This window comes from Agromyces aerolatus (assembly GCF_031432255.1).
In the GTDB taxonomy this organism is placed as follows: domain Bacteria; phylum Actinomycetota; class Actinomycetes; order Actinomycetales; family Microbacteriaceae; genus Agromyces.
This window is the reverse complement of record NZ_JAVKGQ010000009.1, coordinates 49,657-74,366: the sequence shown is the minus strand read 5'-3', so window position 1 is coordinate 74,366 and position 24,710 is coordinate 49,657. Positions and strand designations below refer to the sequence as shown.

Annotated in this window: 25 protein-coding genes; all 25 read right to left on the bottom strand. The window is 72.8% G+C overall.

Going from position 1 to position 24,710, the window contains the following annotated elements; genetic code table 11:
• Window positions 1-2: 2 nt before the first annotated feature.
• The 25 genes from trpC to pyrR all read right to left on the bottom strand — a co-directional run bounded on the left by trpC (window position 3) and on the right by pyrR (window position 24,566).
• Window positions 3-773, bottom strand: a complete 771-nt coding sequence (trpC, locus tag RH864_RS12460) for an indole-3-glycerol phosphate synthase TrpC (protein WP_310517878.1) — start codon at window positions 771-773, stop codon at window positions 3-5.
• Window positions 774-778: 5 nt separating this feature from the next.
• A complete protein-coding gene (locus RH864_RS12455; protein WP_310517877.1) occupies window positions 779-1,012 on the bottom strand; it encodes a DUF6704 family protein in 234 nt (77 codons plus the stop codon).
• A gap of 133 nt (window positions 1,013-1,145) precedes the next feature.
• Window positions 1,146-1,832 carry a Trp biosynthesis-associated membrane protein gene (locus RH864_RS12450; protein ID WP_310517876.1) on the bottom strand — a complete coding sequence of 229 codons (687 nt, stop codon included), beginning with the start codon at window positions 1,830-1,832 and terminating at the stop codon, window positions 1,146-1,148.
• A 15-nt stretch (window positions 1,833-1,847) separates the two neighbouring features.
• Window positions 1,848-3,377 (bottom strand): anthranilate synthase component I, encoded by a 1,530-nt coding sequence (locus tag RH864_RS12445; RefSeq protein ID WP_310517875.1) that lies wholly within the window; start codon window positions 3,375-3,377, stop codon window positions 1,848-1,850.
• A 39-nt stretch (window positions 3,378-3,416) separates the two neighbouring features.
• Window positions 3,417-3,860, bottom strand: coding sequence for a phosphoribosyl-AMP cyclohydrolase (gene hisI / locus RH864_RS12440; protein ID WP_310517874.1), 444 nt, complete (start codon window positions 3,858-3,860; stop codon window positions 3,417-3,419).
• Entirely contained in the window at window positions 3,857-4,618 is a 762-nt protein-coding gene (gene hisF / locus RH864_RS12435; RefSeq protein ID WP_310517873.1) for an imidazole glycerol phosphate synthase subunit HisF, read from the bottom strand. Before hisF ends, hisI begins: the two co-directional genes overlap by 4 nt.
• Window positions 4,619-4,625: 7 nt before the next feature.
• Window positions 4,626-5,468 carry an ATP phosphoribosyltransferase gene (gene hisG / locus RH864_RS12430; protein ID WP_310517957.1) on the bottom strand — a complete coding sequence of 281 codons (843 nt, stop codon included), beginning with the start codon at window positions 5,466-5,468 and terminating at the stop codon, window positions 4,626-4,628.
• A 49-nt stretch (window positions 5,469-5,517) separates the two neighbouring features.
• Entirely contained in the window at window positions 5,518-5,781 is a 264-nt protein-coding gene (locus RH864_RS12425; RefSeq protein ID WP_310517872.1) for a phosphoribosyl-ATP diphosphatase, read from the bottom strand.
• Between the two features lie 36 nt (window positions 5,782-5,817).
• Window positions 5,818-6,480, bottom strand: coding sequence for a ribulose-phosphate 3-epimerase (rpe, locus tag RH864_RS12420; protein WP_310517871.1), 663 nt, complete (start codon window positions 6,478-6,480; stop codon window positions 5,818-5,820).
• A gap of 128 nt (window positions 6,481-6,608) precedes the next feature.
• Entirely contained in the window at window positions 6,609-8,255 is a 1,647-nt protein-coding gene (locus tag RH864_RS12415; protein ID WP_310517870.1) for an RsmB/NOP family class I SAM-dependent RNA methyltransferase, read from the bottom strand.
• The gene (gene fmt / locus RH864_RS12410; RefSeq protein WP_310517869.1) at window positions 8,252-9,259 is read right to left on the bottom strand and encodes a methionyl-tRNA formyltransferase; all 1,008 of its coding nucleotides are present in this window, start codon (window positions 9,257-9,259) and stop codon (window positions 8,252-8,254) included. Before fmt ends, RH864_RS12415 begins: the two co-directional genes overlap by 4 nt.
• A gap of 39 nt (window positions 9,260-9,298) precedes the next feature.
• On the bottom strand, window positions 9,299-9,718 hold the full coding sequence (locus tag RH864_RS12405; protein WP_310517868.1) for an antitoxin HicB: 420 nt from the start codon (window positions 9,716-9,718) through the stop codon (window positions 9,299-9,301).
• 8 nt (window positions 9,719-9,726) lie between these two features.
• Complete coding sequence (locus RH864_RS19215; protein WP_396129970.1) at window positions 9,727-9,933, bottom strand: type II toxin-antitoxin system HicA family toxin; 207 nt, start codon at window positions 9,931-9,933, stop codon at window positions 9,727-9,729.
• A 200-nt stretch (window positions 9,934-10,133) separates the two neighbouring features.
• Window positions 10,134-12,074, bottom strand: coding sequence for a primosomal protein N' family DNA-binding protein (locus tag RH864_RS12400; RefSeq protein ID WP_310517867.1), 1,941 nt, complete (start codon window positions 12,072-12,074; stop codon window positions 10,134-10,136).
• 17 nt (window positions 12,075-12,091) lie between these two features.
• Window positions 12,092-13,285, bottom strand: coding sequence for a methionine adenosyltransferase (metK, locus tag RH864_RS12395; protein ID WP_310517866.1), 1,194 nt, complete (start codon window positions 13,283-13,285; stop codon window positions 12,092-12,094).
• On the bottom strand, window positions 13,282-14,574 hold the full coding sequence (gene coaBC / locus RH864_RS12390) for a bifunctional phosphopantothenoylcysteine decarboxylase/phosphopantothenate--cysteine ligase CoaBC (RefSeq protein ID WP_310517956.1): 1,293 nt from the start codon (window positions 14,572-14,574) through the stop codon (window positions 13,282-13,284). The genes metK and coaBC overlap by 4 nt, the downstream gene beginning before the upstream one ends.
• A 20-nt stretch (window positions 14,575-14,594) precedes the next feature.
• Complete coding sequence (gene rpoZ / locus RH864_RS12385) at window positions 14,595-14,852, bottom strand: DNA-directed RNA polymerase subunit omega (RefSeq protein ID WP_310517865.1); 258 nt, start codon at window positions 14,850-14,852, stop codon at window positions 14,595-14,597.
• Between the two features lie 13 nt (window positions 14,853-14,865).
• Window positions 14,866-15,852 carry a guanylate kinase gene (gmk, locus tag RH864_RS12380; protein ID WP_310517864.1) on the bottom strand — a complete coding sequence of 329 codons (987 nt, stop codon included), beginning with the start codon at window positions 15,850-15,852 and terminating at the stop codon, window positions 14,866-14,868.
• Window positions 15,845-16,723 (bottom strand): orotidine-5'-phosphate decarboxylase, encoded by an 879-nt coding sequence (gene pyrF / locus RH864_RS12375; protein ID WP_310517863.1) that lies wholly within the window; start codon window positions 16,721-16,723, stop codon window positions 15,845-15,847. The genes gmk and pyrF overlap by 8 nt, the downstream gene beginning before the upstream one ends.
• Complete coding sequence (gene carB, locus RH864_RS12370) at window positions 16,720-20,010, bottom strand: carbamoyl-phosphate synthase large subunit (protein WP_310517862.1); 3,291 nt, start codon at window positions 20,008-20,010, stop codon at window positions 16,720-16,722. Before carB ends, pyrF begins: the two co-directional genes overlap by 4 nt.
• Complete coding sequence (gene carA / locus RH864_RS12365) at window positions 20,010-21,179, bottom strand: glutamine-hydrolyzing carbamoyl-phosphate synthase small subunit (RefSeq protein ID WP_310517861.1); 1,170 nt, start codon at window positions 21,177-21,179, stop codon at window positions 20,010-20,012. The genes carB and carA overlap by 1 nt, the downstream gene beginning before the upstream one ends.
• On the bottom strand, window positions 21,172-21,744 hold the full coding sequence (locus RH864_RS12360; RefSeq protein ID WP_310517860.1) for a PH-like domain-containing protein: 573 nt from the start codon (window positions 21,742-21,744) through the stop codon (window positions 21,172-21,174). The genes carA and RH864_RS12360 overlap by 8 nt, the downstream gene beginning before the upstream one ends.
• Window positions 21,737-23,080: a dihydroorotase gene (locus tag RH864_RS12355; RefSeq protein ID WP_310517859.1), complete on the bottom strand. Its 1,344-nt coding sequence runs from the start codon at window positions 23,078-23,080 to the stop codon at window positions 21,737-21,739. The genes RH864_RS12360 and RH864_RS12355 overlap by 8 nt, the downstream gene beginning before the upstream one ends.
• The gene (locus RH864_RS12350) at window positions 23,077-24,027 is read right to left on the bottom strand and encodes an aspartate carbamoyltransferase catalytic subunit (protein ID WP_310517858.1); all 951 of its coding nucleotides are present in this window, start codon (window positions 24,025-24,027) and stop codon (window positions 23,077-23,079) included. Before RH864_RS12350 ends, RH864_RS12355 begins: the two co-directional genes overlap by 4 nt.
• A complete protein-coding gene (gene pyrR, locus RH864_RS12345) occupies window positions 24,024-24,566 on the bottom strand; it encodes a bifunctional pyr operon transcriptional regulator/uracil phosphoribosyltransferase PyrR (RefSeq protein WP_310517857.1) in 543 nt (180 codons plus the stop codon). Before pyrR ends, RH864_RS12350 begins: the two co-directional genes overlap by 4 nt.
• Between the last annotated feature and the right edge of the window lie 144 nt (window positions 24,567-24,710).

The window sequence follows — 24,710 nt, the reverse complement described above, 5'->3', positions numbered from 1 at the left end:
GTTCACACCGCCAGGAATGCCGAGAGGTTCGCAATGGGGTCGCCCGTGACGAGCGCCTCGCCGACGAGCACCACGTCGGCGCCCGCACGGCGGTAGTGGGCCACGTCGTCGGGTGAGAGCACCGCGGACTCCGCGACGCGGATCGCGCCCGCCGGGAACCGGTCGGCGAGCCGGCCGAAGAGGTCGCGGTCGAGCTCGAAGGTCGACAGGTCGCGCGCGTTCACGCCGATGAGCTTCGCGCCGACCGCCGCGGCGCGTTCGAGCTCCTCGGCCGAGTGCGTCTCGACGAGCGGCGTCATCCCGAGCTGGACGATGAGCTCGTACAGCTCGGCGAGCGTCGCGTCGTCGAGCGCGGCGACGATGAGGAGCACGAGATCGGCGCCCGCGGCACGCGCCTCGAACACCTGGTAGGGCGTCGCGATGAAGTCCTTGCGCAGCACCGGGAGCGCGACCGCGGCGCGCACGGCCTCGAGGTCGGCGAGCGAGCCGCCGAACTTGCGCCCCTCGGTGAGCACGCTGATCGCACTCGCTCCACCGAGCTCGTACTCGCGCGCGAGCGCCGCCGGATCGACGATCTCGGCGAGCGCCCCGCGTGACGGGCTCGATCGCTTGATCTCGGCGATGATCTTGACGCGCTCACCGGGCGCGAGCAGCGTGAGCGCGTCGAGCGCAGCGGGGCGTGCGAGTGCGGCGGCCTCGACGTCGGCCAGCGGACGCTCGGTCTCACGGGTCCGCGCGTCGGCGACGGCGTTCGCCGTCAGCTCGTCTAGCACGTCGCTCAGTGCACCTTCGGAGGAGCGACCTTCGCGCCACCCACGCCGTACCCGGCGCGCGCGAGCACCCAGCCCACCACGAGACCGATCACGAGCAGGCCGGCCGAGGCCCACACGAGCCAGGCCAGGTCGAACCAGAACGCGAACGTGCCGATCGTGAACGCGACCAGCATGATCGTGACGGCCGTCCACGCCGCGGGCGAGTGTCCGTGGCCGGGTTCGTCGGTCTCAGTGCTCATGTCGCTCCTTCGTTGCGGGGGTCGCCTGCCAGTCTAGCGGGCGCACGGACGGCGGTTTCGCGCGCGCAGCGCGCGCACGGCGCGCCTACGCGGGGCGCACGTGCGGCACGCGGTCCGGCCGGTCGGCGTCGGCTCAGCGCGTCGGGTCGTCGCCGCGGCTCAGATCGTCCCAGTCGTCGATCGCCCGGTCGGATGCTCCGTGCTGCGCGCCGTGCGCATCGCTCGCGTCGCCCTCGGCGTCGGCGACCGCGGCTCCAGCGTTCCCACCGACCGCGCCGTCTGCGCCGGCCGTGGCCGGACCATCCGCCGGATCGAACCGGGGACGCCGGGCGTCGCGGTAGCGCCGCGACGACGCCGGCCAGGCGAGGCCCGTCGCGAGCACGAGCCCACCCGCGACCGCGACGAGCACCCCCGCGGCGATCGCGACGACCGGCCAGAAGGTCGGGGTCACCGACCCCACGAGCGCGGCGGTCGGCTGCGCACCGGCGACGCCCGTGGCATCCGTCACCGCGGGACCGACGGCCGCGACCGGATCGCCGAGGGACACGCCCGAGGCGAGCAGCACGCAGCCGCCGAGCAGGACCGCGAGCACCCCGAGGACCATGCGGATCCCGGGCCCGGCGATCGCGAGCGCCCCGCCGAGGGCGAGGGCCGCGAGGCCGAGCGCGGCCACCGCGGGCGACGCGATCTGGCCGGCGACCTCGATGGGCTCGCCGCTGCCGGCGCCGGCGGACAGCTCGAGCTCGAACCAGGTCTGGCTCCACGCCAAGAGCGCCAGCCCGCCTCCGACGATCGTGGCGACGATCGACGGCAGTTTCATCCGGCTCCGACGCACTCAGCCGACCCTTCGCATCGCGTTCGCGACGGCGACCGCCCGGAGCGGCGCGGCAGCCTTGTTGCGCGACTCCTCGTACTCGGACTCGGGGTCCGAGTCCGCCACGAGGCCTCCGCCGGCCTGCACGCGCGCCACGCCGCCCGAGATCGTCGCGGTTCGGATGGCGATCGCGAGGTCGGCGTCGCCGCCGAAGCCGAAGTAGCCGACCACTCCCCCGTACACGCCCCGCTGCGCGGGCTCGAGCTCATCGATGATCTCGAGCGCGCGCGGCTTCGGCGCGCCCGAGAGCGTGCCGGCCGGGAACGTCGCCCGGAAGACGTCGATCGCGTTCCGGCCCGCCGACAGGTCGCCCTGGACCGAGGACACGAGGTGCATGATGTGGCTGAACCGCTCGACGCGCATGAACTCGGTCACCTCGACCGATCCGGCCTCGCAGACCTTCGCGAGGTCGTTCCTGGCGAGGTCGACGAGCATCAGGTGCTCGGCCTGCTCCTTGGGATCGCCCACGAGCTCGGCCTCGAGGTCCGCGTCGGCCTCGGGCGTCGCACCGCGCGGCTTCGAGCCCGCGATCGGATGCGTGTACACGCGCCCGTCCTCGACCTTCACGAGCGCCTCGGGCGAGGAGCCGACGATCCAGTACGGTTCGCCGTCGGTGCCCTCGAGATGCAGCAAATACATGTAGGGGCTCGGGTTGAGGCTGCGCAGCACGCGGTACACGTCGATCGGATGCGCGGTCGCCTCCTGCTCGAACCGCTGCGAGATCACGACCTGGAAGATATCGCCCTCGCGGATGTACTCCTTCGAGCGGTCGACCGCTGCGAGGAAGTCCGCCTTCTCGGTGCGGTGGCGCGGCGTGCCGGTCGCCGAGAGGTCGATCTCGGCGAGCCAGGCCTCACCCGGTGCCGCGAGCCCGGCCTGCAGGCCGTCGAGCCGGCGCTGCGCGTCGGCCCAGAGCGCGGCCGCATCGGACTCGCCGTCGTTGAGCACCGACGCGATCAGCTGCACGGTGCCCGTCCGGTGGTCGATCACCACGAGCTCGGACACGAACGTGAACGCCTGTCCGGGCACGGAGAAGTCGGCCGGCGGCCGGTTCGGCAGGTGCTCGATCTGACGGATCGCGTCCCACCCGATGAATCCCACGAGTCCGCCCGTCAGCGGCGGCGCGCCGGGCACGTCGACCGTGGCCCAGCGCTCGTAGAGCGCCTCGAGCGCGGCGAGCGGGGCCAGGTCGGATGCCTCGCCCAGCGCGCGCGCCTCGGACAGCCCGTGATCCTGCCACACGACCCGGCCGTCGTGTTCGGTGAGCACTCCGTAGGAGGCCACGCCCACGAAGGAGTAGCGCGACCAGATCCCGCCCTGTTCGGCGGACTCCAGCAGGAAGGTCCCGGGCCGGCCCTCGGCGAGCTTGCGGTAGATGCCGACGGGGGTCTCCCCGTCGGCGAAGAGCTCGCGGACGACGGGCACGACGCGGCGGCCTTCGAGCAGTGCGCCGAAGTCCTCGAGCCGGGTGGTGGCGGACGTGGCGGTCATCGAGGCTCCAGTCGGTCGGTCGTGGGGCGGTGCTGGTGGTCAGTCGGTCTCGGCGGGCCGGTCGCCCTGCGCGACGCGCAGCCGGTCGGCGTCGAAGCACGTGCGGGTGCCGGTGTGGCAGGCCGCACCGACCTGTTCCACGCGCACCAGCAGCGTATCGGCGTCGCAGTCGAGCGCGGCGCTCTTGACGTACTGCGCATGGCCCGAGGTGTCGCCCTTGCGCCAGTACTCCTGGCGCGAGCGGGACCAGAACGTGACGCGACCCTCGGTGAGGGTGCGCCGCATGGCCTCGCGGTCCATCCAGCCGAGCATGAGCACCTCGCCCGTGTCCCACTGCTGGATGATCGCGGGCAGCAGTCCGTCGGCGTTGAAGGCCGCCCGGTCGACGGCCGACTCGTCGGGCGCCCACGGCTCCCGGTCGCGTTCGAGCTCCTCGCCGCCCGGGTCGGCCCCGGTGGCGCTCGCGCCGGTGGCATCCGTCATCGCACGACCCTCCCGTCTGCGGCCAGTGCCTGCTTGACGTCGGCGATGGTCATCTCGCCGAGGTGGAACACCGAGGCCGCGAGCACCGCGTCGGCGCCGGCCGCGACGGCCGGCGCGAAGTGCTCGACCGCGCCCGCGCCGCCCGACGCGATCACGGGCACGCTCGACAGCTCGTGCATGAGCGCCGTGAGCTCGAGGTCGAACCCCTGCTTGGTGCCGTCGGCGTCGATCGAGTTCACGAGCAGCTCGCCCGCGCCGAGCTCGACGGCCCGGCGCGCCCACGCGAGGGCGTCGAGGTCGGTCTCGGTGCGACCGCCGTGCGTCGTGACGACGAAGCCCGAATCGGTGCGATCCGAGCGCTTCACGTCGAGTGAGAGCACCACGACCTGCGCGCCGAACCGGTCGGCGATCTCGGCGATCAGCTCGGGCCTCGCGATCGCCGCGCTGTTCACGCCGATCTTGTCCGCGCCGTGTCCGAGCAGTCTCGCGACGTCTTCGGCGCTGCGCACGCCGCCGCCGACCGTGAGCGGGATGAACACCTGCTCGGCCACGCGCTGCACCATGTCGTACGTCGTGGACCGGTCGTCGACCGTCGCCGTGACGTCGAGGAAGGTCAGCTCGTCGGCGCCCTGCGCCGAGTAGCGTGCCGCGAGCTCGACGGGGTCGCCCGCGTCGCGCAGGTTCTGGAAGTTCACGCCCTTCACGACGCGGCCGGCCGCCACGTCGAGGCACGGGATCACGCGGATCGCGAGCGACATGGCGACCTCACAGCCTCGCGGCGTGGATCGCGGAGACGAGGATCGCCCGGGCACCGATGCCGTACAGCTCGTCCATCACGTGGTTCATGTCCGTGCGCGGGATCATCACCCGCACCGCGACCCAATCGGGATCGTGCAGCGGCGAGACGGTCGGCGACTCGAACCCGGGCGCCGCGGCCGTGGCCCGTTCGAGGTGCGCGACGGGCACGTCGTAGTCGAGCAGCACGTACTGCCGCGCGACGAGCACGCCCTGCAGGCGGCGCAGCAGGGTCTGCGCGCCCGGCTGCTCGGTGCCCGAGCCGATGAGCACGGCCTCGGACTCGAGGATGACGGGGCCGAAGATCTCAAGACCCGCCTTGCGCAGCGTTCCGCCCGTCGAGACGACGTCGGCGACCGCGTCGGCGACGCCGAGGCGCACGGCCGACTCGACCGCGCCGTCGAGCTTCACGAGCTTGGCGGTCACGCCCTGCCGGGCGAGGAAGTCGCCGACGAGGCCCGGGTAGCTCGTGGCCACGCGCACGCCCTCGAGGTCGGCGAGCTCGGCGAAGCCGCCACCCGTCGGCGCGGCGAACCGGAACGTCGAGTCGCCGAACCCGAGCGCGGCGATCTCGGGCGCCTCCGAGCCGGAGTCGAGCAGCAGGTCGCGGCCCGTGATGCCGACGTCGAGCGCGCCCGAGCCGACGTAGGTCGCGATGTCGCGCGGGCGGAGGTAGAAGAACTCGACCCCGTTGCGGGGGTCGGCGACGATCAGCTCGCGCGGGTCGCGGCGGCCGGTGTATCCGGCCTCGTACAGCATCTGCGCGGCGGTGTCGGAGAGCGAGCCCTTGTTGGGCACGGCGATTCGGAGCATGTCAGGCTTTCGGTTCGACGAGCGGAGATCGGTCATGGGGCGGATCGATCTACAGATGTCGGTACACGTCGGCCGGCGTGAGCCCCTTCGCGAGCATGAGCACCTGCAGGTGGTAGACGAGCTGCGAGATCTCCTCGGCGGTCTCGTCGTCGCTCTGGTACTCCGCGGCCATCCAGACCTCGGCCGCCTCTTCGACGATCTTCTTGCCGATGGCGTGCACGCCCGCGTCGAGCTGGCGCACGGTGCCGGAACCCTCTGGGCGGGTGGCGGCTTTGTGGCTGAGCTCGACGAAGAGGTCGTCGAAGGTCTTCACGCGGACCAGCCTACCGGTGCCGCCGGTGCCGCGAGGTCACTCGTGGCGGTGGGCGGCGGCAGCCGCCCGCAGCTCCGCGATGCGCTCGGCCGGCTCGCCGCCGTACACCGCCGAACCGGCGACGAACGTGTTCGCGCCGGCCTCGGCCGCGATGCCGATCGTGTCCTCGGTGATGCCGCCGTCGACCTGCAGCCACACGTCGAGGCCCGCCGCCGCGACGGCGTCGGCCACGCGACGCAGCTTCGGCATGGTCTCGGGGATGAACGACTGGCCGCCGAACCCGGGCTCGACGGTCATGATGAGCACCTGGTCGAACTCGGGCAGGAGGTCGAGGTAGGGCGTGGCATCCGTGCCCGGCTTGAGCGCGATGCCGGCGCGCGCGCCGATCTCGCGCAGCCGGCGCGCGAGCGCGACGGGCTCGCCCGCGGCCTCCGCGTGGAACGTCACCGAGGAGGCGCCGGCCTCGGCGTAGCCGGGCGCCCAGCGGTCGGGGTCGTCGATCATGAGGTGCACGTCGAGCGGGATCGGCGACACCTGTTGCAGGCGCTCGACCATCGGCAGGCCGAACGTGAGGTTCGGCACGAAGTGGTTGTCCATGATGTCGACGTGCACGAGGTCCGCGGTCGCGATGCGCCCGAGCTCGCGCTCGAAGTTGGCGAAGTCGGCGGCCAGGATGCTCGGGTTGATGCGCGTCGTCACCCGGTCAGCCTATCGGCGAGGCGTACGCCCGCCCGCGCCAGGTCGAACGGACTGCGCCACGTACGACGGTCGTAGGCGGCGCACTCGGTGAGAGCCGGCGCAGCACGCGATGAGCTCGGCACGCGGCGTCAGCCCGCGCGGCGGACCAGAGCGATGAACATGGCGTCGGTTCCGTGCCGGTGCGGCCAGAGCTGCGCGGTGCGGCCGTCGCCTTCGAGCCCGAGCGGATGCCTCGACAGCGCCTCGAGCGCGGCGCGCGTATCGACCGGCTGCAACTCGGCGCCCCAGCGTTTGAGCCCCGCCGCGAACGAGCCGTGCGTCTCGGCGGTGTGCGGCGAGCAGGTCACGTAGGCGAGCAGGCCGCCCGGCCGCAGTGCACGGACGGCCGCGTCGAACAGCTCGCCCTGCAACGCGGTGAGCTCCGGAACGTCGGACGGCGCCTTGCGCCAGCGCGCCTCGGGCCGGCGGCGCAGGGCGCCGAGCCCGGTGCACGGCGCGTCGAGCAGGATGCGGTCGAAGCCCTCGGGCGCGCCGAGTCCCGCAGGGTCGATTTCGCGGCCGTCGCCGACGCGCACGTGGACGTCGAGCGGGACACCGGCGATCGACCGCCGGACCAGTTCGGCGCGCGCGGGTGCCAGCTCGTTCGCGACGAGCACGGCGTCGTGCGCGAGCGCCTCGGCCGCCAGCACCGCGGTCTTGCCGCCGGGCCCCGCGCACAGGTCGAGCCAGCGCTCCCCCGGCTCGACCGGCCGCGCGCGCGTGAGCGCGAGCGCGGCGAGCTGGGACCCCTCGTCCTGGACACGGACGCGCCCCTCGTGCGCGGCGACGAGCGCGAGCGGATGCTCCGCGGTGAGGCCGATCGGCGAGAACCGGTTCGGCTCGCCGAGTTCGTCGGGCATCTCGTCGCCGAGCCCGGGCAGCGCGGCGAGGTTGACCCGCGGCGCGGCATTGTCGGCCTCGAGCAGAGCCTCGAGCTCGTCGGCGTGGTCGTCGCGTGCGAGCGCCGCGCGCAGCGCGCGGACGATCCACTGCGGGTGCGAGTGCAGCACGGCCAGGCGGGCGTCTTCGGTGCTGGTCTCCTCGGCGACGAGGCGACGCCACTCGGCGGCGTCGGTGCGCGAGATGGTCCGGAGCACGGCGTTCACGAACCCGGCGGCGGCCGGCGCCACCCGGTGTGCGAGCGCGACCTGCTCGTTCACCGCCGCGTGGGTCGCGACGCGGGTCGCGAGCAGCTGATGCGCACCGAGCCTGAGCACGTCGAGCACGGCGGGGTCGATGTGCTCGGGCGGCCGGTTCGCGGCGAGCTCGATGACCGCGTCGTAGGTGCCCTGGAGCCGGAGCGTGCCGTAGGTCAGCTCGGTCGCGAGCCGGGCATCGGCCTCATCCAGGCCCGCGCGTTCGATGCGGGCCGGCAGCAGCAGGTTCGCGTACGCCTCGGACTCCCGCACGGCCTCGAGCACGTCGAACGCGACCTGACGCGCCGGAGCGACCTGCCGCGACGCCCGCTGCGGTCGTCTTCGGTCGGACGAGGATCGCTCCGACGAGGAGCCGCCGTCGCGGCGGGATCCCCGGTCGGACCCCGCGGGCGCCGACTGGCCGGCGCGATCATGACGCCGGTCGCCGCCTCGGCTTCGCTGGAGACCGTCGTCGCCGCGAGCCGCGCGGTCGTCGCCCCGGCGGTCGTTCCGGCCGCGGGCGGATCCCTGGTCGCCGGCGTCCCGCCGCCGGCCCCGGCCCGCATCGCCATCGCGTCGGCGTCCCCCGTCCGCGCTCATCGGGCGACCGCCTCGTCGACGCCGAGGCCGCGCCACCAGTCGGCGGCGGCCATCGCGGTGCGGCCCGCGGGCTGCACGCGCCCGAGCTCGATCGCGCCGTCGGCCGTGCCGACGAGCACCCGCTTACCGGCCCGCACGATGCGGCCCGGCCCGTGCGTGCCCGTCGCGGCACCGGAGCCGGCCGGCGTGTCGAGGTCGGCCCCGAGGAACGCGGCGGTCGGCTCCGCGCCCGCTTCGGCCGTCCAGTGGTCGACGGGCGTCGCCTCGAGGACTTTGAGCCGCACGCCGTCGACCTCGGTGAACGCGCCGGGCTCGGGCGTCACGCCGCGGAAGCGCGCGTCGACCTCCGCCGTCGGGCGGGTCCAGTCGAGGCGCGCGTCCTCGATGGTGAGCTTGGGTGCGAAGGTCGGCTCGCCGGTCTGCGGCGTCGCTCGGGCCGAACCGTCCGCGATGCCGTCGGCGACGTCGGCCACGAGCGCCGCGCCGTCCTCGGCGAGCGCGGCGAGCAGGTCACCGGCGGTCTCGTGCGGCTCGACCTCGCGTCGCAGCTCGCGGTAGACGTCCCCCGCGTCGAGCTCGGGCACCAGCTGGAACACCGAGGCGCCCGTGACCCGGTCCCCGGCGATGAGCGCGTGCTGCACGGGCGCGGCGCCACGCCACGCGGGCAGCAGCGAGAAGTGCAGATTGACCCAGCCGTGCGTCGGCCGCGAGAGCAGCGGCTCGCGGACGAGCCCGCCGTACGCGACGATCACCCCGAGGTCGGGCTCGAGCGCGGCGATGCGCCGGGTCGCGGTCTCGTCGAGCCGGGCGGCCTCGATGACCGGGATGCCGAGCTCGTCGGCCGCGGTATGCACCGGCGATGGAGTGAGCACGCGCTTGCGCCCGAGCGGCGCGGGTGGCCGGGTGACGACCCCGACCACCTCGTGCGGGCCCGCCGCGAGTCGGCGAAGCGTGGGCACGGCGGGCGCGGGCGTTCCCGCGAAGACGATCCGGAGCTGTGGCACACCCCATTCTCCCAGGCGCGCCGGGTGAGGGACGTCGCGTCAGCCGATGAGCTCGCGCGGCGCGGCATCGCGCCGGACTCGCGGGCCAGCGAGCTGCTGCACGCGTTGGTACGAGATGCCGAGCAGCGTTCCGGCCTCACTCTGGGTCAGCTGCTCCGCACCCAGCAACGTCTCGACGACGTCTCGTCGAAGCTCCGCTGCACGTCGGCTGTCTCGCTCAGCTCTGGCCTGCAGCTCGGCTGCCTCCCGCCACGCATCGGCGACCGACACCGGGAGCTCGATCGTCACGTCGACGCGCACTTCAGCCTCGTCGAGATCGAGCAGCGCCTCGATGAGTCCTCGCGCCATCCGATCGATCTCACGCACGGTGCGAGCCTGGGTGACCGCATCGAGTTCGGGTACGGAGATGATCCACCACCGCCCCTCGCGGCGAGCGCGGGCCTGATACGTCTTCGTCATGCGTCCTCCTACCGCCAACTCCGCGGTGCGTTCGGCAACTTCGTGATGATCTGCCGCACGACCCCGGGTGAAACTCGCGAATGGCGTGGGATCGCGAGCGAGTCGCTTCCGTTCGGCGAGCCCCACACGTCATGCCCCCCTTTGCTCCGCAGCACGCGCCAGCCGCTCGCTGCGAGGAACTGTTCGACCTCGCGATGCCGAACCTCCCTCACCATAGCACTAGCCCGACTTGCGTATTCCCACAAGGGGCACTTGTGTTCGGCGGCGACATGCCACGACCCTAGGCTCGGACCACTCCTCGCAACCGGTTCGCACAGACCCCTGGGGACGGTCCGGGGCCCCGGTGAACGTGTGGAGGACCGGTGCTCGAAGACGGGGCTCGGGCTCGGCGGGTCGCGTGAACGAGCGTCGCCCGCTACGGCAGGTCGGGGTCGTCGAAGCGGACGCGCAGGACCGGCGGGCGGCCCGGGCCGCGGCCCGCGACCGGGCGGCGGCGCTCGGTCGCGGTGCGGATGGTCTCGGCCTTGAGCGCGGCGGCGACCGGGTGGCCCGCGCCGTAGTCGAAGCGCACGACCGCGCGCTCGAGGCCGTCGTCGAGCGGCATCGGGCCGAGCACGTCGACGCCGGGTGCGGACCCGCGCGCCAGCTCGGTCGCCCGCGCGAGCCGGTCGGGCGCCGCGGTCACGCTCGCCATGCGCACGGCCGGCGGGAACCGCACGGCACGGCGGCCGGCGAGCTCTTCCGCGGCCCACTCGGGCTGCCGCCACGTCGCGAGCGCGGTGCCGAGCGCACCCGCGACGCCCACGAGGAAGACGGGCGCCCCGGGCGCCGCGAGCGCCGCGGTGTTCGACCACCAGCGCAGGCAGTCTTCGGCGACGCGCAACGACTCACGCAGGAGCATCCGCTCGCCGTCGAGGAGCAGCACCGCACGGTAGCCGCCGTCGGCCACCGGCTCGGCCCCGCGTGTGGCGACCACGAGCGCCGGTTCCGGCCCGACGCGGAGCACCTGCCGCTCGCCGTCGGCGAGGATCACGCGCGCACGCGGGAACGCACGGCCGAGCTCCTCGGCCGTGCGCGTCGCGCCGATCGTCGCCGCACGCAGCTTGGTCGACTGGCACACCGGGCACGTCCAGCCCGCGGTGCCCGTGCCGCAGAGCGCGCAGCGCGGTGCACCCCCCGACGAAGGCACCTCGATGCGCCCCCCGCACGCGGCGCACTTCGCGGGCTCGCCGCACCGGTCGCAGACCATGAGCGGGGTGTGCCCGGGGCGGGCCACCTGCACGAGCACGGGGCCGTCCGCGACGGCCTGCTGCGCGTGCCGCCACGCCGACGACGGGATGCGCGCCGAGCCCGGCTCGGGCGACGCCTGCTGCTCGGTGAGCACCACCTTCGGGCGTACGTGCCGCGCCGGCTCGACCTCGTGCACCCAGCCCAACTCGACGAGCCGGGCGACCTCGACGCTCCGCGTGTGCCCGAGGAACACGAGCGCCGCACCCGACTGCTCCTGCCTGATGAGCGCCGCATCGCGCGCGTGCACACCCGGCGCGAGCGGTTCGGCGTAGAGCGGGTCCCCGTCGTCCCAGATCGCGATGAGGCCGAGGCGCGCCGCAGGCGCGTACACGGTCGACCGGTTGCCGATGATCACGCGCGCGGCGTCACCCGTCGCGTCGAGGAACGCACGGTACCGGTCGCCTCCCGACTGTCTCGCGTCGGTGCGGAGGATGCGTCGCGGATCGAGGGTCGCCGCGAGCGCGGCCTCCAGCTGGTCTTGGTCGCGATGATCGGGCACGACGAGCAGCGCCGACCGGTCCGCGGCCAGCGCCACGGTCGCGGCCTGCGCGAGGGTGACCGCCCAGGCACCCACCCACACCCCGGTCTCGAGTCGCACGAGCCGAGGATCGGCGGCGAGCGACAGCCGTTCGCCGCGTTCGATGCCCGCCTCGACCCGGCCCGCCTCGAACCCCGAGACGGGCAGCGCGGCCGGGCGCTCGCCGGCATCGGGCTCGCCCTGGAGCCATGCGCGTTCGACCCGGACGTACCGCGACGGGATCGCGAGGCGCAGGATGTCGCTCGCGTTGCCCGCGGCGCGGTCCGCGGCCGCGCGCGCAAGCCGCCACACCTCGGCGGTGAGCAGCGGCACCTCGCCCACGACGTCCTCGAGCTCGCTGAGCCGCCCACCGTACTCGCTCGTCTCAGCGAGCTCCACGATCCAGCCCTGCGCGATGCGCCCGCCCGTGCGCAGCGGCACCTTCACCCGGGTGCCGGCGCGCGCGGCCTCGCTCAGCCGCTCCGGGACGCGGTAGTCGAACAGCTGGTCGAGCTGCGGCAGCGGCGAGTCCACGAGGACCCGCGCCACCGGCCCCTCGGCCACCGCTAGAGCCCGGCGGCGGCGCGCAGATCGTCGACGCGGTCGGTGCGCTCCCACGTGAACTCGGGCAGCTCACGCCCGAAGTGGCCGTAGGCCGCCGTCTTCGCGTAGATCGGGCGCAGCAGGTTGAGGTCGCGGATGATCGCCGCGGGACGCAGGTCGAAGACCTCGCGGATCGCCCCGATGATCTGCTCGTCGGGCAGTGCGCCGGTGCCGAACGTCTCGACGTAGAGCCCGACGGGCGCGGCCTTGCCGATCGCGTACGCGACCTGGAGCTCGAGGCGGTCGGCGAGTCCCGCGGCGACCGCGTTCTTCGCGACCCAGCGCATGGCGTACGCCGCCGACCGGTCGACCTTCGACGGGTCCTTGCCGCTGAACGCGCCGCCGCCGTGCCGGCTCGCCCCGCCGTACGTGTCGATGATGATCTTGCGACCCGTGAGCCCCGCGTCGCCCTGCGGGCCGCCGATCTCGAAGCGGCCGGTCGGGTTGATGAGCACGGTCAGGTCGGGGCGCGCGAGGTCGACCGCGTCGAGCACGGGACGCACGACGAGCTCTTCGACCTCGGCCCTCAGCTGCTCGGTCGACACCTTCGGCGAGTGCTGGGTCGACAGCACGACGGTCTCGACCGTGCGCGGCGTCTGCCCCTTGTAGCCCACGGTGACCTGGGTCTTGCCGTCGGGTCGCAGATAGTCGAGCTCGCCGGCCTTTCGGACGTGGGAGAGCCGCTCGGCCATGCGGTGCGCGAGCCAGATCGGCACGGGCATGAGCTCGGGCGTCTCGCGCACGGCGTAGCCGAACATGATGCCCTGGTCGCCCGCGCCCTGGCGGTCGAGCTCGTCCACGCTCGAGCCCTCGCGGGTCTCGAACGCGTCGTCGACGCCCTGTGCGATGTCGGGCGACTGCCCGCCGATCGACACCGACACGCCGCATGAGCGGCCGTCGAACCAGACGTCGGACGAGTTGTACCCGATCGAGGTCACCCGTTCGCGGACGATCGACGGGATCTCGACGTAGCCGGACGTGCTCACCTCGCCCGCGACGTGGACCAGGCCGGTGGTCACGAGCGTCTCGACCGCCACGCGCGCTGCGGGGTCGACCTCGAGGATGGCGTCGAGGATCGAGTCCGACACCTGATCGCAGATCTTGTCGGGGTGCCCCTCGGTGACGGACTCTGTGGTGAACAGGCGCAGATCGCTCATCGGGGGTCGGACTCCTCGTTCGTGGTGCGTGCCGGATGGCCGTCGGTGGGTTCGCTGCTCGACAGTATCGGGAGAATCACGTCGAGGATGCCGTGTGCCACCGACACCTTCGTTCCGTGAAGCTCGGTGACGACCGTGCCGTCCGCTCCGACGACCGTGGCGCGATTGTCGTCGGCCGCGAAGCCCTCGTTCCAGCCGACGCGGTTGACCACGATGACGTCGGCGCCCTTCGCCTCGCGCTTCTCGCGACCGAGCGCGATGCGCCGGGCGTCGTCGGGCTCGGTCTCGGCCGCGAAGCCGACCAGCACCGTGCCCGCGTGCGGGGCGTGCCCGAGCTCGGCGAGGATGTCGGGGTTGCGGACCAGCTCGAGGGTGAGCCCGGCGTCGCCCGGCGACTTCTTGAGCTTGGACTCGCTCACGGCGGCGGGCCGGTAGTCGGCCACGGCCGCCGCCATCACGACGGCGTCGGCGCCGGCTGCTGCCTCGCGCACCGCATCGCGGAGCTCGAGCGCGGTCGAGACGTGCCGCACATCGCACCCGGCGGGTGCGGACGTCTCGAGGTTGGCGGCGATCAGGGTGACGGATGCTCCGCGCGCTCGCGCCGCCTCGGCGACGGCCACGCCCTGCTTGCCGCTCGAACGGTTGCCGAGGAAGCGCACGGGGTCGAGCGGCTCACGCGTGCCGCCCGCCGTCACGACGACGCGACGACCCTCGAGATCGCGAGCGGCGGCGCCCGTGGCACCACGCTCGCCCGAGGCATCCGTCTCGCCCACGACCGCGAGCGCGGCGCGCACGATCGTCTCGGGCTCCGCCATGCGGCCGGGCCCCGAGTCGGACCCGGTCAGCTGGCCGACGGCCGGGCCCACGATCGTGACCCCGCGCGCCGCAAGCGTCGCGACATTGGCCTGCGTCGCCGGATGCCGCCACATCTCGGTGTGCATCGCGGGCGCGATGACGACCGGAGCCTCGCTCGCGAGCACGGTGTTGCCGAGCAGATCGTCGCCGAGACCGTTCGCGAGCTTGGCGATGCTGTTCGCCGTCGCGGGCGCGATCACGATGAGATCGGCCGCCTGGCCGATCGCCACGTGCCGCACCTCGGCGACGCCCTCGTACAGGTCGGTGTGGACCGGGTTGCGCGAGATCGCCTCGAGCGTCGGCCGGCCCACGAACCGGAGTGCGGCCTCGGTCGGCACGACGTGGACGTCGTGCCCCGCGAGCACGAGCGCACGCACGACCCCGACGGCCTTGTAGGCGGCGATCCCGCCGGTGATGCCGACGACGACGTTCAGCGGCACGTGACGCGCCCGGGCTACTCGCCGGCGGGGCGGAGCCGGAGCTTGTCCTCGTTGATCTCGTGCATGGCCACGGTGAGCGGCTTGTCGTCGATCGACGAGTCCACGAGCGGTCCGACATTATCGAACAGGCTGCCCTCGTGCAGGTCGGCGTAGTAGTCGTTGATCTGGCGCGCACGCTTGGACGCGAAGATCACGAGCTGGTACTTCGAGTCGACCTTCGAGAGCAGGTCGTCGATGGGCGGGTCGATGATGCCGGAAAGCTTCTCAGCCATGAACGTGGACTCCTCAGTTCGCGGGGTGCGCAGGACCGGTGCGCGGAAGATCGTGGCGGAGGGCGGCGGGACGCCGGCCCTTCCGAGGCCGCATCAAGTCTACGACCTTTCGCGCGGCCTCGCCGACGTCGCGGTTCACGACCTGATGATCGAACTCCTCGACGGCCGCGAGCTCGACCTTCGCGGTCTCGAGCCGGCGCTGCTGCTCGGCCGGGCTCTCGGTGCCGCGACCGACCAGCCGGCGGACGAGCTCCTCCCACGTCGGGGGCAGCAGGAAGACCAGCGTCGCGTCGGGCATCGCGCGCCGGACCGAGCGCGCCCCCTGGATGTCGATCTCGAGCAGCACGCGCTCTCCCGCACGGATCGCGGCCTCGACCGGACCCCGCGGCGTGCCGTAACGGTACGCATTGTGCACGGTCGCCCATTCGAGCAGCTCACCCGCCGCGACGAGCCGGTCGAACTCGGCATCGTCGACGAAGAAGTAGTGCTCGCCCTCGATCTCACCGGGACGCGGCGGCCGGGTCGTCGCCGACACCGACAGCCGTACCTCCGGGTGGTGAGTCCGGATGTAGTTCGCGACCGTACCCTTGCCGACGGCCGTGGGCCCCGCGAGCACCACGAGCCGGTCGCCGAAACCGCCGTGCGAGGCCACCCAGTCGGCGACGAACTCGCGCAGCCGGCGGCGCTGCAGCCGGCCCAGGCCGCCGAGCCGCTTGGCGTCGGCGATCTGCAGGTCGGCCATGATGCGCGCGGTCTTGGTCTCGCCGATCGCGGGGATCGCGCCGAGGAACTCGGTCGCGCGCAGGCGCCCCTCGACCCCGTCGGGTTCGGAGTAGGCGGCGCGCAGGACGTCGAGCGGATTGCGCACCCCGTCGGCGATCTCGCGCTTGACCGCGGCGCGCGCACGACGCGCGGCGACCGCCGCGCGCGAGGCGGCGACGCGGTCGACCTCGGGCACCGCGCGCGACGCGGTCGGCACGCGTTCGCTCGATTCAGGCACTGGCAGCCTCCACTTCGTCGACCCGGCGCTCGATGACGTCGGCGAGACCGTCCGGCCCGGCGCCGAGGATCGAACGCGACTCGCTCACGAGCACGCCACCGGCCAGCGCGCCGAAGATGCCACGGTACTCGGACACTGCGGCGCCCTGATGGCCGAAGCCCGGCGCGAGCACCGGCAGGCCGGGTCGCGGCGGCTCGCCATCGCGGTCGATGCCCGCGGCGACGAGGTCGACGGTCGCCCCGATCACGACACCGATCGAGCCCATGCCGCGCCCCGAGGCATCCGGCACGCCCTGATTCCAGGCGGTGACGCCGTCGACGATCGCGCCGCCCACGGACGCGCCGGCCCGGCTGGACTGCTGCAGCACCGCGCGCTGGATCGCGGCCGCCTCGGGGTTCGACGTCGCGGCGAGCACGAAGACGCCCTTGCCCGCGGACTCGGCCAGCCTGAGCACGGCCTCGAGCGAGCCGAGCCCCTGATACGGGCTGACGGTGATCGCGTCGGCCTCGAGCGACGAACCCGGCGTGAGCCAGGCCTCGCCGTACGCCTCGACGCTCGTGCCGATATCGCCGCGCTTGACGTCGGCGATGACCTCGAGGCCCGCATCGCGCGCCTCGCGCAGGACCCGCTCGAGCGCCGCATAGCCCGCCACGCCGTGCCGCTCGTAGAACGCCACCTGAGGCTTCACCACGCCCGCGCGGCCGGCCGCCGCACCGACGACGCGCAGCCCGAACTCGCGCGCGCCCTCGGCCGAGTCGGGAAGTCCCCACCGGTCCAGCAGTCCCGCGTGCGGGTCGATGCCGACGCACAGGCGCCCGGTCGCGGCGAACGCCGCCGCGAGCCGCTCGCCGAACGGGATCACCGCCGTCATGCGGTGACCTCGCGGCGCGCCTGATACTCCTGCAGGCTCGTCACGTCGAAGCCGTGCTCGCCGGCGTCGAGCGAGGCCACGGCCGCCGAGAGCTCGGCGATCGTCGTGAAGATCGGGATGCCCGCCGCGACCGCCGACGCGCGGATCTCGTAGCCGTCGGCGCGCGCGGACCGGCCGCTCGGGGTGTTCACGACCACGTGGACCTCACCGCGCTGGATGAGCTCGACGATGCTCGTCGCGTCGGGTGCGGGCTTGTCGTGGTACTTCAGCACCGTGTCGGTGCCGATGCCGTTCCGGTGCAGCACTTCGGCCGTGCCCTCGGTCGCCGTGATCCGGAACCCGAGCTGCTGCAGGCGCAGCACCGGCAGGATCGCGGCACGCTTGTCGCGGTCGGAGACCGACACGAAGACCGTGCCCGTCGCGGGCATGCCGCCGTACGCCGCGAGCTGGCTCTTCGCGAACGCGGTCGGGAAGTCCCGGTCGATGCCCATGACCTCGCCCGTCGAACGCATCTCGGGGCCGAGCACCGAGTCGACCATGAGGCCCTCGGCGGTGCGGAACCGGTTGAACGGCAGCACCGCCTCCTTCACGGCGACCGGGGCGTCGAGCGGGACCCGCGAGCCGTCCTGCGCGGGCAGCATCCCCTCGCCGATGAGCTCCTCGACGGTCGCGCCCACCATGATCCGGCTGGCCGCCTTCGCGAGCGGGATGCCGAGCGCCTTCGAGACGAACGGCACGGTCCGGCTCGCACGCGGGTTCGCCTCGAGCACGTAGAGCACGCCGGCCCCGATCGCGAACTGCACGTTCAGCAGGCCGCGCACCCCGATGCCCTCGGCGATCGAGCGCGTGGCCTCACGGACCCGGTCGACCTCGGCGCGGCTGAGCGTCACCGGCGGCAGCGTGCAGCTCGAGTCTCCCGAGTGCACGCCGGCCTCCTCGATGTGCTCCATGACGCCGCCGATGTAGAGGTCGGTGCCGTCGTACAGCGCGTCGACATCGATCTCGATCGCATCGTCGAGGAAGCGGTCGACGAGCAGCGGATGCGCCGGGCCCACGATGCCCTGGCCCTCGATGCGCGCGAAGTAGTCGGTCAGGTTCGCGGTGTCGTACACGATCTCCATGCCGCGCCCGCCGAGCACGAAGCTCGGGCGCACGAGCACGGGATAGCCGATGCCCTCGGCGATCTGGACCGCCGAGGCGAGGTCGGTCGCGGTGCCGTTCCGCGGCGCCAGCAGTCCGGCCTCATCGAGGATGGCCGCGAACTGCCCGCGCTCCTCGGCGAGGTCGATCGCCTCCGGCGTGGTGCCGAGGATCGGCACGCCGGCCGCCTCGAGGCCCTTCGCGAGCCCCAGCGCGGTCTGCCCGCCGAGCTGCACGACGACGCCCACGAGCTCACCCGACTGCGACTCCGCGTGGATGACCTCGAGCACGTCCTCGAGCGTGAGCGGCTCGAAATAGAGCCGGTCGCTCGTGTCGTAGTCGGTCGACACCGTCTCGGGGTTGCAGTTGATCATGATCGTCTCGAACCCGGCGTCCGAGAGCGCGAACGACGCGTGCACGCACGAGTAGTCGAACTCGACGCCCTGGCCGATGCGGTTCGGGCCGGAGCCCAGGATGACGACCTTCCGCCGGTCGCTCGGCGCCACCTCGGTCTCGAGGTCGTAGCTCGAGTAGTGGTACGGCGTGAGCGCCGGGAACTCCCCCGCGCACGTGTCGACGGTCTTGTACACCGGACGGATGCCGAGGATATGCCGGACCTCGCGCGCGTCGGCCTCGCTGCCGAACCCGCGGAGCTCGGCGATCTGCGCGTCGGAGAACCCGTGGTCCTTCGCGAGCAGCAGCGTGTCGTGATCGAGCGCCTCGGCCGCGGCCACGTGTGCGGCGACCTCGTTGATGAGCTGGATCTGGTCGAGGAACCACGGGTCGATCTTCGTCGCCTCGAACGCCTGCTCGATCGACGCGCCCTTGCGCATCGCCTGCTGCACGAGCACGATGCGGCCGTCGGTCGGCACGCGGGCGCCCTCGAGCAGCTCGTCGACGCTGCGCTCCTCGTCACCCCAGTGGAAGGACGAGCCGCGCTTCTCGAGCGAGCGCAGGGCCTTCTGCAGCGCGGTGCTGTAGTTGCGGCCGATCGCCATAGCCTCGCCGACCGACTTCATGGTCGTGGTGAGGGTCGGGTCGGCGGCCGGGAACTTCTCGAACGCGAACCGCGGCACCTTCACGACCACGTAGTCGAGCGTGGGCTCGAAGCTCGCGGGCGTCACCTTCGTGATGTCGTTCGGGATCTCGTCGAGGCGGTAGCCGATCGCGAGCTTCGCCGCGATCTTCGCGATCGGGAAGCCCGTGGCCTTCGACGCGAGCGCCGACGACCGCGAGACGCGCGGGTTCATCTCGATGACGATGATGCGCCCGTTCTCGGGGTCGACCGCGAACTGGATGTTGCAGCCGCCCGTGTCGACGCCCACCGCGCGGATGATGTCGATGCCGATGTCGCGCAGCTTCTGGTACTCGCGGTCGGTGAGCGTGAGCGCGGGCGCGACCGTGATCGAGTCGCCCGTGTGCACGCCCACCGGGTCGACGTTCTCGATCGAGCAGACCACGACCGTGTTGTCGGCCGTGTCGCGCATGAGCTCGAGCTCGTACTCCTTCCAGCCGAGGATCGACTCCTCGAGGAGCACCTCGGTGGTCGGCGAGTCGTGCAGGCCCGCACCGGCGATGCGGCGCAGGTCGTCCTCGTCGTACGCGAAGCCCGAGCCGAGCCCGCCCATGGTGAACGACGGCCGCACGACGAGCGGGTAGCCCAGGTCCTCGGCCGCCGCGAGCACCTCGTCCATGGTGTGCGCGATGTGCGAGCGGGCGACGTCGGCGCCGCACTCGACCACGAGCTCCTTGAACAGCTGGCGGTCCTCGCCCTTGCGGATCGCGTCGACCTTCGCGCCGATGAGCTCGACGCCGTGCTTCTCGAGGATGCCCGCATCGTGCAGCGCGATCGCCGCGTTGAGCGCGGTCTGGCCGCCGAGCGTCGGGAGCACCGCGTCGGGCTTCTCCTTGACGATGATCGACTCGATGATCTCGGGCGTGATCGGCTCGACGTAGGTCGCGTCGGCGAAGTCGGGGTCGGTCATGATCGTGGCCGGGTTCGGGTTCACGAGGATGACGCGCACGCCCTCGGCGCGGAGCACCCGGCAGGCCTGCGTGCCCGAATAGTCGAACTCGGCGGCCTGGCCGATGACGATCGGGCCGGACCCGATGACGAGGACGGAGGTGATGTCGTCGCGCTTGGGCATCAGGCGTTGGGCTCCTTGTCGGCGACCTTGCTGGCGAGCACCAGGTCGCGGAAACGGTCGAAGAGGTAGTTGGCGTCGTGCGGGCCGGCCGCCGACTCGGGGTGGTACTGCACGCTGAACGCGGGGATGTCGAGGCAGTTGAGGCCCTCGACCACGTCGTCGTTGAGGTCGACGTGGCTCACCTCGACCCGGCCGAAGCCCTGCTTCGACTCGCTGATCTCGCCGATGGGCGCGTCGACCGCGAAGCCGTGGTTGTGCGAGGTGATCTCGACCCGGCCGGTGGCCTTGTCGAGCACGGGCTGGTTGATGCCGCGGTGCCCGAAGGGCAGCTTGTAGGTGTCGAAGCCGAGCGCACGGCCGAGCAGCTGGTTGCCGAAGCAGATGCCGAAGTACGGCCGGCCGTCGCGCAGCGAGTCGCGGAGCAGCTCGACGTGCCGGTCGGAGGCGCTCGGGTCGCCGGGGCCGTTCGAGAAGAACAGCGCGTCGGGCGCGAGGTCGCGGATCTCGTCGATCGAGACCGTCTGCGGCACGACATGCACGTCGAAGCCGCGCGCCGCGAGGTACTTGAGCGTCGAGGTCTTGACCCCGAGGTCGAGCACGGCGACCGAGCCGACCCGCTCGCCCTCGGCGGGGAGGGTGTACCCCTCGGTCGTCGAGACGGTGCCCGACAGGTTCTGGCCCGCCATCTCGGCGCCGCTGCGCACGAGGTCGAGCTGCTCCCCCGCGCTCAGTGCCGCGTCGTCGCCGGAGAACACGCCCGCGCGCATGGCGCCGGCCGAGCGGATGTGGCGGGTCACCGCACGCGTGTCGATGCCGGAGATGCCGACGACCCCGGCCTCGGCCAGGTCGTCGTCGAGGCTGCGCTGCGACCGGAAGTTCGACACGACCCGGGAGGGGTCGCGGACGACGAACCCGGCCACCCAGATGCGTGCGGACTCGGTGTCCTCGTCGTTCATGCCGGTGTTGCCGATGTGCGGCGCGGTCATGAGGACGATCTGGCCCGCGTACGACGGATCGGTCAGCGTCTCCTGGTACCCGGTCATCCCGGTCGCGAACACGGCCTCGCCGAGGGTGCGCCCGCGTGCGCCGTAGGCCCGCCCCTCGTACCGCGTGCCGTCTTCGAGGACGAGCACCGCGGGGTCGCTCGTCAGCGGTGTCGGCTCAGTCATTCGTGTCTCGTTCTTTCACTTCGGGCCGCGGGGCGGAGACCGCCGCGGCGAGGTCGGTGACGGCCGCGATGAGACGGGCCGCATCGCCCGGATACCGGGCTCTGAGATAGCTGTCGACCTGGATCGGCGGCTCGCCGGGGGGCGCGCCGGCGGCCGATGGGGCGGATGCCTCGGGGCGCCAGCTGATCGCGACGAGGCCCTCGGGCTCCACGCCCCGGTCGATCGCGTACGTCGCGGTGCCCGCCCCGGCGAGGGCCGACGCCGCGATGAAGCTCGGCTGCTCCCCCGAGATCCGGAGCAGGACGCCCTCGGGGTGGACCTCGACGTGCGCGGCGCCGCGGAAGGCCAGCCCGGCGATCGCGAGGCGCTCGAGCGGGCTGCCCACGGGCGTGGTCGCGACATAGAGCGCCTCGATGTCGAGGACCGGCGCGCCGAGACCGGCGGGCAGGGGGGAGGTGCCGAAGGCGGTGTCGCGTCGCGAGCGGCGACGCCAGGACCGCCACATCAGCACCACGGCCGTGCCGACCACGAGCGCGGTGACGAGGCCGCCGACGAGCTCAGCCACGCGTGGCCTCCGGGACCCGAGCAGCGAGCTCGGCGATCTCGTCGGCCGGCCGGACCGCGCCGTCGAGCATCGTGGCGTAGCCCGCGTGCACGGTCGCGACGACACGGCCGGGCAGCTGCATGCCGAGGTAGGGCGAGTTGCCGCTCCGGCCGGCAAGCCGGGCGGCGTCGAACATCGCCGACGCGCTGGGGTCGTACAGCGTGAGCTCGGCCGGCGCGCCGGCCACGAGCGCCGAGCCGTGACCCGAGAGGCGGCCGATGCGCGCGGGCGCCTCGGACATGACCCGGGCGACGCCGGCCCAGTCGAGGAGGCCGGTCTCTACCATCGCCTGATGCACGACCGGGAGGGCGGACTCGAGCCCGACCATGCCGTTGGCGGCCGCATCCCACTCGCTCTCCTTGGCCTCGACGGGGTGCGGCGCGTGATCGGTCGCGACGATGTCGATCGTGCCGTCGGCGAGCGCCGCGCGCAGCGCCTCGACGTCTTCCGACCGGCGCAGCGGGGGGTTCACCTTGTACCGGGCGTTGTAGGTCGCCACCAGGTCTTCGGTGAGCAGCAGGTGGTGCGGCGTGACCTCGGCGGTCACGGCGATGCCGCGGGCCTTCGCCCAGCGGATGACCTCGACCGACCCCGCGGTCGACACGTGGCAGACGTGCAGGCGCGAGCCCACGTGCTCGGCGAGCAGCACATCGCGCGCGATGATCGACTCCTCGGCGACCGCGGGCCAGCCCGTGAGGCCCAGCTCGGCCGACCGGGCGCCCTCGTTCATCTGCGCCCCGACGGTGAGCCGCGGCTCCTGCGCGTGCTGGGCGACGACGCCGTCGAACGCCTTGACGTACTCGAGCGCGCGGCGCATGAGCACCGGGTCGTCGACGCACACGCCGTCGTCGGAGAAGACGCGCACGTGCGCTCGCGAGGAGGCCATCGCGCCGAGCTCGGCGAGCCGCTCTCCGGCGAGTCCGACCGTGACCGCGCCGATCGGCTGCACGGTCGCGTAACCCGCGGCACGACCGAGGCTCGCGACCTGCTCGACGACGCCGGCCGTGTCGGCGACGGGGAACGTGTTGGCCATCGGGAAGACCGCGGTGAAGCCGCCCTTGGCGGCCGCCTGGGTGCCCGTGAGCACGGTCTCGCTCTGCTCGTAGCCGGGCTCGCGCAGGTGCGTGTGCAGGTCGACGAGCCCCGGGAGGGCGAGCAGGCCGTCGGCGTCGATGACCGTGGCGCCTGGGGCATCCGTCACCTGACCGACCTCGAGGATCTCGGCGCCCTCGATCAGCAGGTCGCCACGCGTGCCGCCCGGGAGGGTCGCGCCGCGGACGAGGATGCGCCCGCTCATGCGTCGCTCCGTTCGCCGGACAGCAGTATGTACAGGGCGGCCATTCTCACTGAAACTCCGTTCGCAACCTGCTCGCGCACCGTGGACTGCGACGAGTCGGCGGCGCGGGCGGCGATCTCGAGCCCACGGTTCATCGGGCCCGGATGCATCACCATCGTAGTCGTGGGCAGCCGGTCGAACCGGGCGTCGTCGAGCCCCCAGGTCCGTGCATACTCCCGGCTGTTGGGGAAATACGCGTCGTGCATGCGTTCGGCCTGAACCCGCAGCATCATGACGACGTCGGGCGCGTCCGCGAGTGCGGCGTCGAGATCGTAGCCGACGCGGGCCGGCCACGCGCTGGTCTCGACGGGCAGGAGCGTCGGCGGCGCGACGAGCCGCACCTCGGCGCCGAGCGTCTCGAGCAGCCACACGTTCGAGCGTGCGACGCGCGAGTGCAGGATGTCGCCGACGATGACGACGCCGACGCCGTCGAGGCCGCGCCCGCGCGACGCCGTGCCGTGCAGCCGGCGGCGCATGGTGAACGCGTCGAGCAGCGCCTGCGTGGGGTGCTCGTGGGTGCCGTCGCCGGCGTTCACGATGCCCGCATCGATCCATCCGCTGGTCGCGAGGACCTGGGGCGCGCCCGACGCGGGATGTCTGATGACGACGCCGTCGGCGCCCATGGCCTGCAGCGTCTGCGCGGTGTCCTTGAGGCTCTCGCCCTTGGACACGCTCGAGCCCTTGGCGCTGAAGTTGATCACGTCGGCCGAGAGCCGCTTCGCGGCGGCCTCGAACGAGATCCGGGTGCGGGTGGAGTCCTCGAAGAAGAGGTTCACGACCGTCTTGCCGCGGAGGGTCGGCAACTTCTTGACCTCGCGCTCCTGCACGGCGGCCATGTCCTCGGCGATGTCGAGGAGGCCGATGGCGTCGTCGCGCGAGAGGCCCTTGGTGGCGAGCAGGTGCCTCACGCGTCGCCCCCCTCGATCGTCACGGCGTCCTCGCCGTCGAACTCGGCGAGCCGGACGTTGACGCGCTCGAGCTTGGAGCTCGGCAGGTTCTTGCCGACGAAGTCGGCGCGGATCGGGAACTCGCGGTGCCCGCGGTCGACGAGCACGGCCAGCCGGACGGCCCTCGCGCGTCCGAGGTCGCTGAGCGCGTCGAACGCGGCGCGGATCGTGCGGCCCGAGTAGAGCACGTCGTCGACCAGCACGACGGTCTTGCCGTCGATGCCGCCCGCAGGCAGTTCGGTGGGCGCCGGGGTCCGGGTGCGCGTGCGGCCCAGGTCGTCGCGGTACATCGTCACGTCGAGCGAGCCCGCGAGATCCGCGGGGGCATCGGGCTCGATGCGCGAGATGGTCTCGGCGATGCGCCGGGCGAGGAACACGCCCCTGGTCGGGATGCCGAGGATGACGAGATCGGAGGCTCCGCGATTGGACTCGAGGATCTCGTGCGAGATGCGGGTCAACGCCCGCGAGACGTCAGCGTGAGTGAGCACGGCACGTGCCATCCACCGACTCCCTTCTCCGCCTCACAGGACGGCCTTAAAGGTTGCCAAACTCCCCCGAGCCTACCAGCCGCCGCCCGCGCGCTTCGCCCTCGTCGTGCGTTCCTTGCTCAGGAATCACCGCGGCCCCGCCGGCGTGTCGGGCTG

Excerpts from the sequence above, each read along its gene's own strand:
- RH864_RS12415 (WP_310517870.1), bottom strand. The coding sequence starts at position 8,255 with ATGAGCGCGGACGGGGGACGCCGACGCGATGGCGATGCGGGCCGGGGC.
- RH864_RS12450 (WP_310517876.1), bottom strand. The coding sequence starts at position 1,832 with ATGAAACTGCCGTCGATCGTCGCCACGATCGTCGGAGGCGGGCTGGCG.
- hisI (WP_310517874.1), bottom strand. The coding sequence starts at position 3,860 with ATGACGGATGCCACCGGCGCGAGCGCCACCGGGGCCGACCCGGGCGGC.
- rpoZ (WP_310517865.1), bottom strand. The coding sequence starts at position 14,852 with ATGGCTGAGAAGCTTTCCGGCATCATCGACCCGCCCATCGACGACCTG.
- RH864_RS12445 (WP_310517875.1), bottom strand. The coding sequence starts at position 3,377 with ATGACCGCCACGTCCGCCACCACCCGGCTCGAGGACTTCGGCGCACTG.
- metK (WP_310517866.1), bottom strand. The coding sequence starts at position 13,285 with ATGAGCGATCTGCGCCTGTTCACCACAGAGTCCGTCACCGAGGGGCAC.
- hisF (WP_310517873.1), bottom strand. The coding sequence starts at position 4,618 with ATGTCGCTCGCGATCCGCGTGATCCCGTGCCTCGACGTGGCGGCCGGC.
- pyrF (WP_310517863.1), bottom strand. The coding sequence starts at position 16,723 with ATGACGGCGGTGATCCCGTTCGGCGAGCGGCTCGCGGCGGCGTTCGCC.
- hisG (WP_310517957.1), bottom strand. The coding sequence starts at position 5,468 with ATGCTCCGAATCGCCGTGCCCAACAAGGGCTCGCTCTCCGACACCGCC.
- RH864_RS19215 (WP_396129970.1), bottom strand. The coding sequence starts at position 9,933 with ATGGTGAGGGAGGTTCGGCATCGCGAGGTCGAACAGTTCCTCGCAGCG.
- carB (WP_310517862.1), bottom strand. The coding sequence starts at position 20,010 with ATGCCCAAGCGCGACGACATCACCTCCGTCCTCGTCATCGGGTCCGGC.
- pyrR (WP_310517857.1), bottom strand. The coding sequence starts at position 24,566 with ATGGCACGTGCCGTGCTCACTCACGCTGACGTCTCGCGGGCGTTGACC.
- RH864_RS12455 (WP_310517877.1), bottom strand. The coding sequence starts at position 1,012 with ATGAGCACTGAGACCGACGAACCCGGCCACGGACACTCGCCCGCGGCG.
- RH864_RS12355 (WP_310517859.1), bottom strand. The coding sequence starts at position 23,080 with ATGAGCGGGCGCATCCTCGTCCGCGGCGCGACCCTCCCGGGCGGCACG.
- carA (WP_310517861.1), bottom strand. The coding sequence starts at position 21,179 with ATGACTGAGCCGACACCGCTGACGAGCGACCCCGCGGTGCTCGTCCTC.
- RH864_RS12405 (WP_310517868.1), bottom strand. The coding sequence starts at position 9,718 with ATGACGAAGACGTATCAGGCCCGCGCTCGCCGCGAGGGGCGGTGGTGG.